This window comes from Amycolatopsis sp. QT-25, assembly GCF_029369745.1.
Taxonomy (GTDB): Bacteria; Actinomycetota; Actinomycetes; order Mycobacteriales; family Pseudonocardiaceae; genus Amycolatopsis.
Window position 1 is genome coordinate 1,396,141 of the sequence record NZ_CP120210.1, and the last position, 12,183, is coordinate 1,408,323.

Annotated in this window: 12 protein-coding genes; 9 read left to right on the forward strand and 3 right to left on the reverse strand. The window is 67.4% G+C overall.

The window, feature by feature from the left end; all coding sequences use genetic code 11:
• Window positions 1–214 precede the first annotated feature (214 nt).
• On the forward strand, window positions 215–910 hold the full coding sequence (locus P3102_RS06800) for an alpha/beta hydrolase fold domain-containing protein (RefSeq protein ID WP_276367447.1): 696 nt from the start codon (window positions 215–217) through the stop codon (window positions 908–910).
• Between the two features lie 103 nt (window positions 911–1,013).
• Window positions 1,014–1,316, forward strand: a complete 303-nt coding sequence (locus P3102_RS06805; RefSeq protein ID WP_276367448.1) for a DUF1540 domain-containing protein — start codon at window positions 1,014–1,016, stop codon at window positions 1,314–1,316.
• Between the two features lie 270 nt (window positions 1,317–1,586).
• Here P3102_RS06805 and P3102_RS06810 read toward each other — a convergent pair whose 3' ends face one another.
• Together P3102_RS06810 and P3102_RS06815 are read right to left on the reverse strand one after the other, a co-directional pair.
• Window positions 1,587–2,276 (reverse strand): VCBS repeat-containing protein, encoded by a 690-nt coding sequence (locus tag P3102_RS06810; protein WP_276367450.1) that lies wholly within the window; start codon window positions 2,274–2,276, stop codon window positions 1,587–1,589.
• A gap of 151 nt (window positions 2,277–2,427) precedes the next feature.
• Window positions 2,428–2,553, reverse strand: coding sequence for a hypothetical protein (locus P3102_RS06815; protein WP_276367451.1), 126 nt, complete (start codon window positions 2,551–2,553; stop codon window positions 2,428–2,430).
• A gap of 266 nt (window positions 2,554–2,819) precedes the next feature.
• On the opposite strand from P3102_RS06815, the gene P3102_RS06820 reads away from it, so the two are divergent.
• Window positions 2,820–4,172: a hypothetical protein gene (locus P3102_RS06820; protein WP_276367453.1), complete on the forward strand. Its 1,353-nt coding sequence runs from the start codon at window positions 2,820–2,822 to the stop codon at window positions 4,170–4,172.
• A 150-nt stretch (window positions 4,173–4,322) separates the two neighbouring features.
• Here P3102_RS06820 and P3102_RS06825 read toward each other — a convergent pair whose 3' ends face one another.
• Window positions 4,323–4,964 carry a TetR/AcrR family transcriptional regulator gene (locus P3102_RS06825; RefSeq protein WP_276367454.1) on the reverse strand — a complete coding sequence of 214 codons (642 nt, stop codon included), beginning with the start codon at window positions 4,962–4,964 and terminating at the stop codon, window positions 4,323–4,325.
• A 73-nt stretch (window positions 4,965–5,037) separates the two neighbouring features.
• On the opposite strand from P3102_RS06825, the gene P3102_RS06830 reads away from it, so the two are divergent.
• From P3102_RS06830 to P3102_RS06855, 6 genes are all read left to right on the forward strand, one after another.
• Window positions 5,038–5,775: an alpha/beta hydrolase gene (locus P3102_RS06830; protein WP_276367456.1), complete on the forward strand. Its 738-nt coding sequence runs from the start codon at window positions 5,038–5,040 to the stop codon at window positions 5,773–5,775.
• Between the two features lie 121 nt (window positions 5,776–5,896).
• Complete coding sequence (vanH, locus tag P3102_RS06835; RefSeq protein WP_346660161.1) at window positions 5,897–6,928, forward strand: VanH-AOV family D-lactate dehydrogenase; 1,032 nt, start codon at window positions 5,897–5,899, stop codon at window positions 6,926–6,928.
• Window position 6,929: 1 nt separating this feature from the next.
• Window positions 6,930–7,970, forward strand: a complete 1,041-nt coding sequence (gene vanA-Ao2 / locus P3102_RS06840; protein ID WP_276367457.1) for a D-alanine--(R)-lactate ligase VanA-Ao2 — start codon at window positions 6,930–6,932, stop codon at window positions 7,968–7,970.
• Window positions 7,967–8,575 (forward strand): D-Ala-D-Ala dipeptidase VanX, encoded by a 609-nt coding sequence (vanX, locus tag P3102_RS06845; RefSeq protein WP_276367459.1) that lies wholly within the window; start codon window positions 7,967–7,969, stop codon window positions 8,573–8,575. The genes vanA-Ao2 and vanX overlap by 4 nt, the downstream gene beginning before the upstream one ends.
• A 1,666-nt stretch (window positions 8,576–10,241) precedes the next feature.
• Window positions 10,242–11,039, forward strand: a complete 798-nt coding sequence (locus tag P3102_RS06850; RefSeq protein ID WP_346660162.1) for a helix-turn-helix domain-containing protein — start codon at window positions 10,242–10,244, stop codon at window positions 11,037–11,039.
• A gap of 58 nt (window positions 11,040–11,097) precedes the next feature.
• Window positions 11,098–12,174 carry a prephenate dehydrogenase gene (locus P3102_RS06855; protein WP_276367462.1) on the forward strand — a complete coding sequence of 359 codons (1,077 nt, stop codon included), beginning with the start codon at window positions 11,098–11,100 and terminating at the stop codon, window positions 12,172–12,174.
• Window positions 12,175–12,183 lie beyond the last annotated feature (9 nt).

Sequence of the window (12,183 nt, forward strand, 5' to 3'; positions counted from 1 at the left end):
GTGCCGGTCGGCATGACGGCGGACCGGCTGGCGCATTTTCCGGGCACTGCGCTTCCCGACGATCGAGGAGCAGATCGGCGGCCGTCCCGTCACCTGGACCGATCACACGATCCCCGGTCACGGCGGCGCGGAGATCACGGTCTCCGTCCTCGCGCGCGAGGACCACCGTGGGGGCGGGCCGGGCATCGACCACGTCCACGGCGGTGGAATGGTCTTGGGTGACCGGTTCGCGTCGGTGCACCCCCTCGTCGAGTGGACACTGAAGTACGACGCCGTCGCGGTCACCGTCGAGTTCCGCCGGGCGCCCGAACATCCGCATCCGGTGCCGGTGGAGGACTGCTACGCGGGACTGGAGTGGATGGCCGCACACGCGGAGGAGCTGGGGTTCGACCCGGGCGAGCTGGTCATCTTCGGCGGCAGCGGGGGTGGGGGCTTCGCCGCCGGGGTCACGCTGCTGGCGCGGGACCGCGGCGGGCCGGTGCTGTCCGGTCAGCTGCTCCAGTGCCCCATGCTCGACGATCGGAACGAGACGGTTTCCGCTCGCCGGTACGACGGCGTCGGCGTCTGGGACCGGACCAGCAATCCGACGGCCTGGACGATGGTCCTCGGAGAGCGACGAGGCACCGCCGAGGTATCGCCGTATGCCGCCCCGGCCCGGGCGACGGAACTCGGCGGATTGCCGCCGACGTTCATCGACGTCGCCGCCGTCGAAGTGTTCCGGGACGAGGCCGTGGCGTACGCGAGTGCGATCTGGGCCGCCGGGGGAGAAGCGGAACTGCATGTCTGGGGCGGTGCTTTTGACGGCTTTTACGATCTCGCGCCGGAAACGGCCGTCGCCCGATCGTGCGTCGCCGCCCGGGAATCCTGGCTGGAACGGCTGCTCGCCCGGCCCGAGCCCGGACGTGAATGAATTTCCCGGGTGGTCATGGCCGCTCCGAATTGCCGCAAGGACGAGGCGGTGCAACCCTGGTCATACCGAACGACACCACCACCACGAAGTATGAGGAGTCGTTATGACCACCACCGAAATGCCCGCTGTCCACGAATGCACGGTCAGCGGCTGTTCGTACAACCACGACGGCTGTCACGCTTTCGCCATCACGGTTGGCGGCGGGAACGGATCGGCCGATTGCGGAACGTTCGTCCCGCTCAACACCAAAGGTGGACTCGATCGAGTGACCGCCCAGGTGGGTGCCTGCTCCCGATCCGATTGCCGGCACAACTCCGCGCTGGAATGCACCGCATCGAGTGTCCGAGTGGGACCGGGCGAGGGTGACCACGCCGCGAACTGCCTGACCTACGCTCCTCAGCGGTGATCGCCCGTGAAGGCCCCTTTCCCCAGGCGCAGCCGGGGGAAAGGGGCCTTCACGCGTTCGGAGCCTCAGTTCCGACGCGCAATTCGGTGCCGCCGTTGTAGCGCGGCGCCTGCCGCGAAGGCGGCGATTCCGAAACCGGTGACGGGCCTACGCATCGAGTACAAGTACATGAAGGCCCCCTTTCCGTACCTAGGCGCAAGGAAGGGGGCCTTCATGTACTTCTGATCCTCAGCAGGAGACGCCGGTCCGCCCGCGCACCGGGTCTGCCGATCAGCTCCCGGTCTGGGCGCAGCTCGCGGCGTCGGTGCCGAGCACCGGGTCGGTCACCGGACGGGCGGTGATCGGAATGGTCTTCCGGGTGGTCGACGCGCCGTCGTGCAGGGTGTGCACGGTGCGCGTGCCCGAGTAGGTGATCGGGTCGGCGCCGACGTCGTCGGCTTCGGCGGCGACGGTCTCGAAGGTGCGGCCGCCGCCGTCGAGCGGGGTGCACCGGTAGCCCAGGTGGGCGGCGACGCCGCCGCCTTCGGCGAACGACAGCGGCTTGCTGTCGTCGACGACGACCTGGCCGCGGTTGCGGCCGTCGTAGTGCAGGGCGGTGAAGAAGGTGGTGTTGGCGCCGACGGACTGGGTGACGATCAGTTCGGCACGGCCGTCCCCGTTGAGGTCGGCGACGCGCGGGGCATCGAGCGGGACGGTGCTGCCGGCGCCGAGGTGGATCGAGGTGAAGGTGCCGTGCACGGTGGCGGAGACGACCTGGTCGTTCTCGCCGGTGAGCTGGGCGGTGACGGTCTCGATCTCGCCGTCGCCGTCGAGATCGGCGACCGTGGTGACCGGGTCGGTGGATCGCGCGGCAGGCGGGTCGCTCAGCGGGGAGGCCAACGCCGGGACGACGGCGGCCAAGCCCAACGCCGCGGCGACGCCGGTGATGGTGGCGGTGCGAATGATGCCGGTGTGGTTCATGGTGCTCTCCCTCCGACGGTTTCGGTGAACTCTTCACCGAAAGTGCTCTCATCGAGGGAGACGGTCGCGGACCGCGGACGTGCAGTCAGAGTGTGATGGGCCACACGAACGCAACCCGGGCGCCCGCCCCCGAGAGAACGGGCCACCCAGGTCAGCCGATCTTCCACGACTGAAGCGCGGGGCCCGTGTCGGCGCGTTGGGTGACGGCGGCACCGTCCGAAGTGGACGCCGTCGTCAGCGGCAGACCGGAGCGGACACTGGATGAGTGAACAGCCATTTCCGGGTGGCGCCCTGGCGCCTGATGCCCGACCACGGGAACGAGCCACAGCAAGGCGGACGGTGCGAAGTACCGCATCCAGGTCCGGTGACCCTCCCGCGTCCCTGCGGCAAGGTGCCCACCGAATTCGTAACCCCCGGCCGCGATTTCCGCAGATTCCTCGGTCATCGTTCCGGTGCCCGCGCGGTGGGCGGAAGTTCCGGTATACGTGGAAGGGACAGCACCGACGGGGAGTCGGCATGGTGCTTCACGCAAGGGGGAAATGAATGTTCGACACACGTATCGTCGCCGATCAAGTCAGTCCGGTCGCCAAGCCGAAGATCAGAATCCTGTTCTACACGGATCTGGTCGGATTCACCGGGAACGGCGGCTTCTCACTGGGTATCGTCCGCGACCTGATCTTGGCGAACCAGCCTTTCTTCGCCGAGATCGAGATCGATTTGATCAATCGGCACGAAGGCGGGCACGCCGCCAGGAAACTCACTTCCGAAGTTCTCGGCGGATACGAGCAGGTGTGGTTTTTCGGCATTTTGCAGTCCACTATGCCCGGGGAGCCGGAAAACGAACTCGTGGACGCGGAGGTCGCGGCGCTGCGGGCCTGGATGGACGCCGGTGGTGGCGTGCTCATCTCCGGTGACCACTCGAATCCGCGTCCGCCGGGAGCGGATCCGTCGTTGCCCGACTACCTGAACCTGGGGCGGGCTCTGGGGCATCGGGTCCCGCGCGCGGGTGAGCTGCGGGTGTGGAACGACCGGCCGGACGCGAGTATCGAGTTCAGCCACAACACCCACCAGCCGGACCCGTGGGGCAGCGACATCGACAATCCGATCCCGAACGATCTCGATCCGTATCCGCAGGAACTGATCCTGCGGAAGCGGTTCGGCAGGCCGCATCCGTTGTTCCAGGGCAGACGGGGTCCGATCACCATCTTCCCCGACCACATGCACGAAGGGCAGCTGCTCATTCCCGAGCGGTTCCCGGCGGACGTGTGGCCGTCGGGGCCGATGGGCCAGCCGAAGCCCGAGATCGTCGCGCACGGCACCGACAAACGCAACGGGCAGGTCTACGGCGTGTCCAGTGTGTACGACGGTGCGGCCGCCGGGGTCGGGCGAATCGTCGCCGACGCCACGTGGCATCACTACTTCGACATCAACCTGTGGGGGTTCCAGAAAGGCGGTGAGGTGCTCGACCGCCTCACCGAGTACTACGTGAACCTCACGCTGTGGTTGACGCCGAAGCCGGTCAAGATGGAGGTGAACGCGCAGCTGCTGCACTGGCTTTCGCACAACCTGAGCGTTCGCGCGGTGCTGCCGGAGGGGCTCCGGGTGCCGGGGATCACCGCGGCGGGCCTGATTCGCGAGGTCGGCGGGCAGGGTGTGCTCGACGATCTCGTCTGGCCGCTGGAAGGAACGCCGGTGGTGCCGGCGGAGCTGTTGCTGGGGGCCGTCGTCAAGGAATCCGTCGCCGCGTTGAGCGGCGGGGACGTCGAGGCGTTCGACACCGTGGGCGTGATCGAACGGGGTCTGCGTGCCGGGGCCGAAGAGTACGCCGCCGAACTGCGAGCAGCGCTCGGCGACGTCGAAGGTGTCGGCGAGCTGATTTCGCAGGGGCTCCGCTGATTAGTGGATCGTGAAGTACAGGAAGGACCCCTTCATCGCGCTTAGCGCCGTGAAGGGGTCCTTCCTGTACTGGGGAAGGGGTGCGGTGGACGGCACAAGCCCGGCCGCGCCACGGTTGAATCGTCCTATGTGGACGCTCAAGGTTTTGTCTCATTCTTCGAGTAAGCCGAATCGCCATTCACGACCTTGCCGACTGCTCCTGGGAAGGTCGAGGGCGAGGTGGAGCTGGCGTGCCCACCAGCGCACCTGGGCGGCCGAATCGTCCGCCGCGGCGCCGGAGATCCCGGCGCTGCGCCGGAAATCGCTCCCGTACAGGGTCTCCGTGGCCATCGCCTGATGGAGGGCGGCGACGGCGAGGCGGGTGTCGTCGAGTGAGCTGCCAGGTGGCCGAAGCCGGTGTAGGGCCTCGACGACGGGATCGAGCATCCCGCTGCCCGGGTCGCGCCATCCCGCCGCGTGCAGCGCCACCGCCAGCTCGCCGTAGCCGCGTCGGTACAGAGCGTGGAGGGCCTCGACGAACGCGAGCAGGTCGGCGTCGTGGTCCAGCCAGCTCGCGAGGAGCTCGCGAAGCGCGTCTCGAAGGCGGCGGCCGCCGTGCCGGAGAAGCTCGGCGAGCAGCTTCTCGCGATTGCCGAAGTGGTGGGCGACGCCGGCGTCGGTCATGCCGACCCGTGCGGCCACGGCCCGCATCCGGACGGCGGCCACGCCGGACTCGCTGAGCAGCGAAGCCGCGGCGTCGAGGATCAGCCGCCGGGCCTCCTCCGGAGACCGTCTTGCCCGGGAGGTCGTCACGGTCGGCATCTTACCTTGATAGGCCAAGGTAGATCCGTTACCTTGAGAAGCCAAGGTAATCGGGGAGGCCGCCATGACTCGTTTCGTGACCACCGAAATCCGTCTCGACCTGGGTGAAGTGACTCTGCGGGGTACGGAGACCGGCGTCGGTCCGACGGTCCTGTTGCTCCACGCGGGCGGCGAGCGTCGCGAGGTCTGGGTGCCGGTCGCCGCGGTGCTGGCCCGGCGCGGCCTGCGGTCGGTGGCCTTCGACCTGCGTGGTCACGGGGACAGTTCCGGTCAGGCGACCACGCTCCGTGCCCTGGCCGGCGACGTCGCCGAGATGGTCCGCCGCCGGCCCGGGCCCATCGTCCTGGTGGGCGCTTCGGTCGGCGGGCTGGCCGCCATCGCCGCCCTCGCGGACCCCGCCGTCGCGAACCGGGCGGGCGGACTCGTGCTCGTCGATGTCGTGCCCGGCCTCGCGCCGGCCCGGGTGCGCTCGTGGCTCGATTTCCACGGGCTCGCCGGCCGCTGCACCCGGCTCGTGGAGGACGTCCTCGGATCGGGTTCCGCCCTGCTCGCCACGGCCGGGGCCTTGGCCCTGCCCATCCTGGTGGTGCACGGCGGACAGGGATCGCCACTGGCCGAAACCGATGTGCGCAGACTGCGCGCGGCCAATCCCCGGGTCACCGTCGCCCCTGTTCCGGCCGCGGGTCACCTCGTCGCGAGAGACGCTCCGGAACAGCTCGCGGACGTCGTCTCGGAGTGGTTGTGTGGCATCGGTCACGGGGCGGTTTCGGCACCTGTGCCGGGCAGGCAAGATCTGCGCTAGAGAGGTCGCGGCGCAGGTGAACGACAAGGCGTGCACGCGGCGCTACCAGTTGGTAACTTATTGTCGGGGCATCGAAAACCCCATAAGAGACGGCCGCATCGCGCTGCCTACAATGTCGGGCATGACCTACAGCGAACCAGCGCGATCAGCTGCCCCCCGCACCGGATCGCCGGCGTCCGCCTCCTCCTCGGCCGTGTTGGCGAGAGGAATCACCATTTATGGCTGCGGACAGGACGAGGCCGCCCTGTTCCGGCAGATGGCACCTCGTTTCGGCATAATGCCGACCATTGTCCGGGAGCCGGTGTCCGAGGCCAATATCGGGCTGGTCTCCGGAAACAGGTGCATCAGCATCGGCCACAAGACCAAGGTCACGAATTCCCTTCTTCTCGCGCTCGCCGAAGCGGGCGTGAAATACATTTCCACGCGGAGCATCGGCTTCAACCACATCGACGTGGAATACGCGGCGAGTGTCGGTATCACCGTCGGCAACGTCGCCTACTCGCCCGACAGCGTCGCCGACTTCACGCTGATGCTGATGCTGATGGCCGTGCGGAACGCCAAGTCCATCGTCCTCCGCACCGAGGTCCACGACTACCGGTTGGACGCGGTGCGCGGGAAAGAGCTGCGCGATCTCACCGTCGGGGTGGTCGGTACCGGGCGTATCGGTGTCGCGGTCCTCGATCGGCTGCGTGGTTTCGGGTGCCGGGTGCTGGCCTACGACACGGTCCTCACCGCCTCGGCCGAGTACGTCCCGCTCGACGAATTGCTCGAGCAGAGCGACATCGTGACACTCCATGTGCCGCTCAACACCGATACCCATCATCTTCTCGACCGGAAGAACATCGGTCGGCTGAAGGACGGCGCGTACGTCATCAACACCGGACGCGGTCCGCTCATCGAAACCGAAGCCCTCATTTCGGCTTTGGAAAGCGGCAAACTGGGCGGCGCGGCGCTGGATGTCCTCGAAGGCGAGGAAGGAATCTTCTACGCCGACTGCCGGAACAAGCCGCTAGAGAGCAAGACGTTGCTGCGGTTGGAAAAACTGTCGAACGTGCTCATCAGCCCGCATACCGCCTACTACACGGACCACGCGCTGAGTGACACTGTCGAAAACTCCATCATCAATTGTCTCCAATTCGAAAGCGGGAAGTAGTATGGATAGGTTGAAAATCGGAATTCTGTTCGGCGGGCTTTCCGAAGAACATCCTATCTCCATCAAATCTGCGCGCGAGGTCCAGAAGAATCTCGACCTCGAGAAGTACGAGCCGTACTACATCGGGATCACCCAGAGCGGTTCCTGGATGCTCTGCGACGGCCCCGCCGAGGACTGGGAGAGCGGGAACGTCCGCCCGGCCGTGCTGTCGCCGGACCGCGGGGTGCACGGCCTGCTCGTCCTGGACGAGGGCAAGTACGAGACGATCGCCCTCGACGTGGTGCTGCCGGTCCTGCACGGCAAGTTCGGCGAAGACGGTGCGATGCAGGGGCTGCTGGAGATCTCCGGCATCCCCTACGTCGGCTGCGACCTCCCGAGCTCGGTCATGTGCATCGACAAGGCCCTCACCTATTCCGTCGTCCGCGGCGCGGGGATCGCGACGCCGAACTTCCACATCGTCACACCGGACAACGACGTCGACCCGGATCGGCTGAGCTACCCGGTCTTCGTGAAGCCCGCCCGCTCCGGCTCGTCGTTCGGCGTCAGCAAGGTCTCCGCGAAGGAAGAGCTGCCCGCCGCGCTGGCGGAGGCGCGCCAGTACGACGCGAAGATCCTGATCGAAGAGGCCGTCGTCGGCAGCGAGATCGGCTGCTCGATCCTGGGCAACGACGAGGACCTGTTCGCGGGCGAGGTCGACCGGGTCGCGCTGACCCACGGCTTCTTCAAGATCCACCAGGAGAAGAGTCCCGAGACCGGCTCCGAGAACTCGAGCTTCATCGTCCCGGCCGACATCCCGGACGAGTCGCGTGACCTCGTCCAGAAGACCGCGAAGGTCATCTACCGCGCGCTGGGCTGCCGCGGCCTCGCGCGAGTGGACCTGTTCCTCAAGGAGGACGGGAGCGTGGTGCTCAACGAGGTCAACACCCTGCCCGGCCTGACCTCGTACAGCCGTTACCCGCGGATGATGGCCGCCGCCGGCCTCTCGCTCGGCGACGTGATCGACCGGCTGGTGAAGCTGACCCTCGCGGGCCGTGCCGGATGAAGGATGATTTCGTCTTCGTGGACGAGGTCGTCTCCGGGATCCGCTGGGACGCCAAGTACGCCACGTGGGACAACTTCACCGGCAAACCGGTGGACGGGTACCTGGTGAACCGCGTCGCCGGCACGCGTGCGTTCTGCGCGGCGCTGGAGAAGGCGCGGGACAAGGCCGAAGAACTCGGCTTCGGCCTGCTCCTGTGGGACGGCTACCGCCCGCAGCGCGCCGTGGACCGCTTCCTGCGCTGGGCGGAAGAGCCCGAAGACGGCCGGAAGAAAGCCAGGCACTACCCGAACATCGAGCGGCCCCAGATGTTCGAACAGGGCTACGTGGCCACCAAGTCGGGTCACAGCCGGGGCAGCACGGTGGACCTGACGCTGTACCACCTGGACACCGGTGAGCTCGCCGAGATGGGTGGCGACCACGACCTGATGGACGTCGTCTCGCATCACGGGGCAGCGGGGGTCCCGGAGGAAGCGACGAAGAACCGTGCACACCTCCGCGCTGTCATGGAGGGTTCGGGCTTCACCCCGTACGAGTGCGAGTGGTGGCACTACAGCCTGAAGGACGAGCCTTACCCGGACACGTATTTCGATTTCCCGATCGCGTAGGCGAGCCGGCCTGCCACACCGATGCCGCGGGTGCCCCGAGGGGTGCCCGCGGCATTTTTCCGTCCGTCGCGGCGGGGCACGGGGTGCGCGGTCGGTTCTCGTCGGCCGGTGAGGCGGCCGGTCTCCGTAAGCGACTGTCCAAGTATGCGGTTGGACGCGGCCTCCGGACGCCGTTTTCCTTCGCCTTTCCCAGTACATGATGGCCCCCTTCCTGGCGCTGGCGCGAGGAAGGGGGCCATCGTGTACTTCAGGTGGAGGACGGTACGGCTTCCGTGCCGGGAAGCCCGGCGCGGCACGTGAGACGAAGGTGCCCCGACTCGAGGACACGCCACGTCAACCCTGCCGATTAGAACGTCGGATGATTGGGTGACTGAACCGGCGACGGATCCGGTGGGCGAGTCATTCCGTCGTGCCATCCCGAAATTGTCGACGCCGCCAGGTGGTATCGCCTTTCTGTACCGCGAATGGCCGTCCGGTGCACTGCGCGAGGCTCGGGCTTGGACAGTTTTCGTCATTTGGCTGAACGGGTGAGGTCGTCCGCGTTCACCTGAACGTTCGGCGGCTCGCTCACCTGGGTGGTTTTCCCGGCGTGCTTCTTCCTGGCGGGTCGGCGTTGGTTCTGTTCTCGTGATGGGTCCACGACGCCGGTCTCATTCCGCTCTCGGCGTCCGCCGATGCCGGTGCTGCCACGGAAAGCTCGGCGGCCGACCGAACAATGAGATCCGGGATCGGCCGTTCGTGTGAATAAATGTCGAGGGGTGGCACGAGCCCGGCGCCGGCCGTGCTCGCTTCGATAGAAGAACAAGGCCCTACGAATGGCCTAACAAGACCTGCGAACAGCCTAGCGGCATCCGCCCGGGCAAACGTGTACGCGGCCGCTTTACTTATCTTCGGCAGGCGCGTCAATACCGGCGGCGAAGTTTCGGATATTGATCTTGGCGGCCGTCTCGTCTACGAAAATCACACTGTTCGTCAATTGCCGACATGGATTGTTCATGCCATGCTGCGTTGGTGCGGGCCAACTGGGGCTGACATGGTGCGCGCTTACTGGGAGGCTTCCATAGATTTCACCCACTGAACCGCTGAGCTGAGGCGGTACGGAGACATAGGATCGAAAACGTCCGAGACCTCGCATCGCGGCGGGTGCCGACTTCGTCAGGCTGCACGGATGTCGGCCTGGCCGACCTGGTCGGATCGAGTCGCTGAGCGATCGTCTCGCCTGATCGTCCTCGGGGCGATGGGAGGCGGCCCTTGCGGCTTCGGTAGTTCGTCGGAAAGCGCACCACCGGTCGTCTGGAAGACCGTGGGGCGGCCCGCACAGGCGCGGGTCCGCCCGGTGGTGTTCGAGGGATCCTCACCGTCGAGGACACCCCGCCCTGCGGCCGAAGCCGGCGCCGGACGGGTTCATGGTGTCCAACCACCGAAGCCGAGCACTTGGACGGTGGGTCCCTTGCCGTATCGCAAACGTCGATCAAACAAGAGATTCAATGGGGGCTAGGTGGATCCGACGAGAGTTGAACTTTCCGCTCTCCCTGTCGTCGAAATCGAGTTGTCCCGGCTGTCCACCGCGTGTTCGCCACGAACGTCTGGCGAGGATCCGGACCACGTCGAGACACTGCTGTCCGCGGAGTGGGAACTTCCGCCAATTCTCGTTCACCGACCGACGATGCGGGTGGTCGATGGTCTGCACCGGTTGAAGGCGGCGCGCGTCAGAGGCGATACGAAGATCCGGGCGAGGTTCGTCGACGGCGCCGAATCCGACGCCTTCGTCCTCGCCGTGGAAGCGAACATCCGGCATGGTCTGCCGCTTTCCCTCGCGGATCGCAAACGTGCGGCCGTCCAGATCATCGGGACGCATCCGCAGTGGTCCGATCGGCGGGTGGCGTCGGCGACCGGTATCTCCGCCGGCACGGTGGCCGACCTGCGGCGACGCGGAGGCGAAGGCGGAGGGGAGACAAGGGTCGGGCGGGACGGGCGAATCCGTCCTGTCGACGGTTCGGAACGGCGGAAACTCGCGGCCGAGCTCATCCGCAACGATCCGGGTCTTTCCCTTCGGCAGGTCGCCAAGAAGGTCGGTATCTCGCCGGAGACGGTCCGGGATGTGCGAGCCCGGCTGGAGCGTGGTGAAAGCCCGACCCCGGACGGGACCAGGAAGTTGCGGGCCAAGCCGCATCCGTTGCGATGGCCGGAACCCGACTTCGAAAGCACCGTGGACCGGGAACGCCTCGCCGTGCTGGAACGGCTCAAGGCCGATCCGGCGCTCCGGTTGAGCGAGGTGGGCAGGCTCCTCCTGCGGATGCTGTCCCTGCACTCGATCGACGGGCAGGAGTGGGAGAGAATCCTGCACGGCGTCCCGCCGCATCTGTACGGCGTGATCGCCGGCTTCGCGAAGGACCACGCCCGGGTCTGGTCGGAGTTCGCGGGCCGCTTGGAGAACCAGGCGACCGACCTCGCCGCGAGATGACTCCGTGAAGGCCTCCTCATCGAGGAGGTCTTCACGGTGCACCGCTCAAGGAGCAGAGGTGACCGTGCAAAAGGCACTCGTCGTCGGCACCGGACTGATCGGCACCTCGGTCGCGCTGGCCCTTCGTGAGAAGGGGGTGGCGATCCACCTGTCCGACGCCGACGTGCATGCCGTCCGGCTCGCGGAAGAGCTGGGCGCCGGCCGGCAATGGACCGGCGAGGAAGTGGACCTGGCGGTGATCGCCGTGCCGCCACACCTGGTGGGGGACCGGCTGGCCGAGCTCCAGAAGCAGGGCTCCGCGCGGGCTTACACCGACGTGGCCAGTGTCAAGGCCGGTCCGATCGCCGACGCGGAGCGGCTCGGCTGCGACTTGACCTCCTATGTTCCAGGGCATCCGCTCGCCGGCCGGGAACGGTCCGGCCCGGCCGCGGCCCGCGCCGATCTGTTCCTCGGCCGTCCTTGGGCGCTTTGTCCCCGTCCGGAAACGGATGCGGGCGCGGTGCGGCGGGTGCGGGAACTGGTGTCGCTGTGCGGTGCGGAGGCCGTCATCGTGGGCGCGGGTGACCACGACGCGGCGGTGGCGCTGGTGTCGCACGCCCCGCACGTGGCGGCGTCGGCGGTCGCGGCGAGGCTGGCCGGCGGTGACGACGTCGCGCTGAGCCTGGCGGGGCAGGGCCTGCGGGACGTGACGCGGATCGCCGCCGGCGATCCCGGGCTGTGGCGGAGAATCCTTTCCGGGAACGCGTTTCCGGTCGCCGAAGTGCTCGACCGGATCGCGGCGGATCTCGCCGCGACGGCCTCGGCGCTGCGGTCGGGCGATCTCGACGACGTGACGGAGCTGCTGCGGCGTGGTGTGGAGGGACACGGCCGGATCCCCGGCAAACACGGCGGGCCGGTCCGCGATTTCGCGGTGGTCCAGGTGGTGCTGCGGGACAGGCCGGGAGAACTGGCCCGGTTGTTCAACGCCGCGGAGCTGGCGGAGGTCAACATCGAGGACGTCCGGTTGGAGCACTCGACGGGGTTGCCGGTCGGGGTCGCCGAGGTTTCCGTTCGCCAGGAAGACACCGGAAGACTCGCCGAGGCTCTCCGGTTCCATGGCTGGCATGTGCCGCCCGTTCCCGGCGGATGCCGCTGATCCGACGGC

Coding starts and splice junctions, on each gene's coding strand:
- P3102_RS06805 (WP_276367448.1), top strand. CDS start 1,014: ATGACCACCACCGAAATGCCCGCTGTCCACGAATGCACGGTCAGCGGC.
- P3102_RS06810 (WP_276367450.1), bottom strand. CDS start 2,276: ATGAACCACACCGGCATCATTCGCACCGCCACCATCACCGGCGTCGCC.
- P3102_RS06815 (WP_276367451.1), bottom strand. CDS start 2,553: ATGGCTGTTCACTCATCCAGTGTCCGCTCCGGTCTGCCGCTGACGACG.
- P3102_RS06820 (WP_276367453.1), top strand. CDS start 2,820: ATGTTCGACACACGTATCGTCGCCGATCAAGTCAGTCCGGTCGCCAAG.
- P3102_RS06830 (WP_276367456.1), top strand. CDS start 5,038: ATGACTCGTTTCGTGACCACCGAAATCCGTCTCGACCTGGGTGAAGTG.
- vanH (WP_346660161.1), top strand. CDS start 5,897: ATGACCTACAGCGAACCAGCGCGATCAGCTGCCCCCCGCACCGGATCG.
- vanA-Ao2 (WP_276367457.1), top strand. CDS start 6,930: ATGGATAGGTTGAAAATCGGAATTCTGTTCGGCGGGCTTTCCGAAGAA.
- vanX (WP_276367459.1), top strand. CDS start 7,967: ATGAAGGATGATTTCGTCTTCGTGGACGAGGTCGTCTCCGGGATCCGC.
- P3102_RS06850 (WP_346660162.1), top strand. CDS start 10,242: ATGCGGGTGGTCGATGGTCTGCACCGGTTGAAGGCGGCGCGCGTCAGA.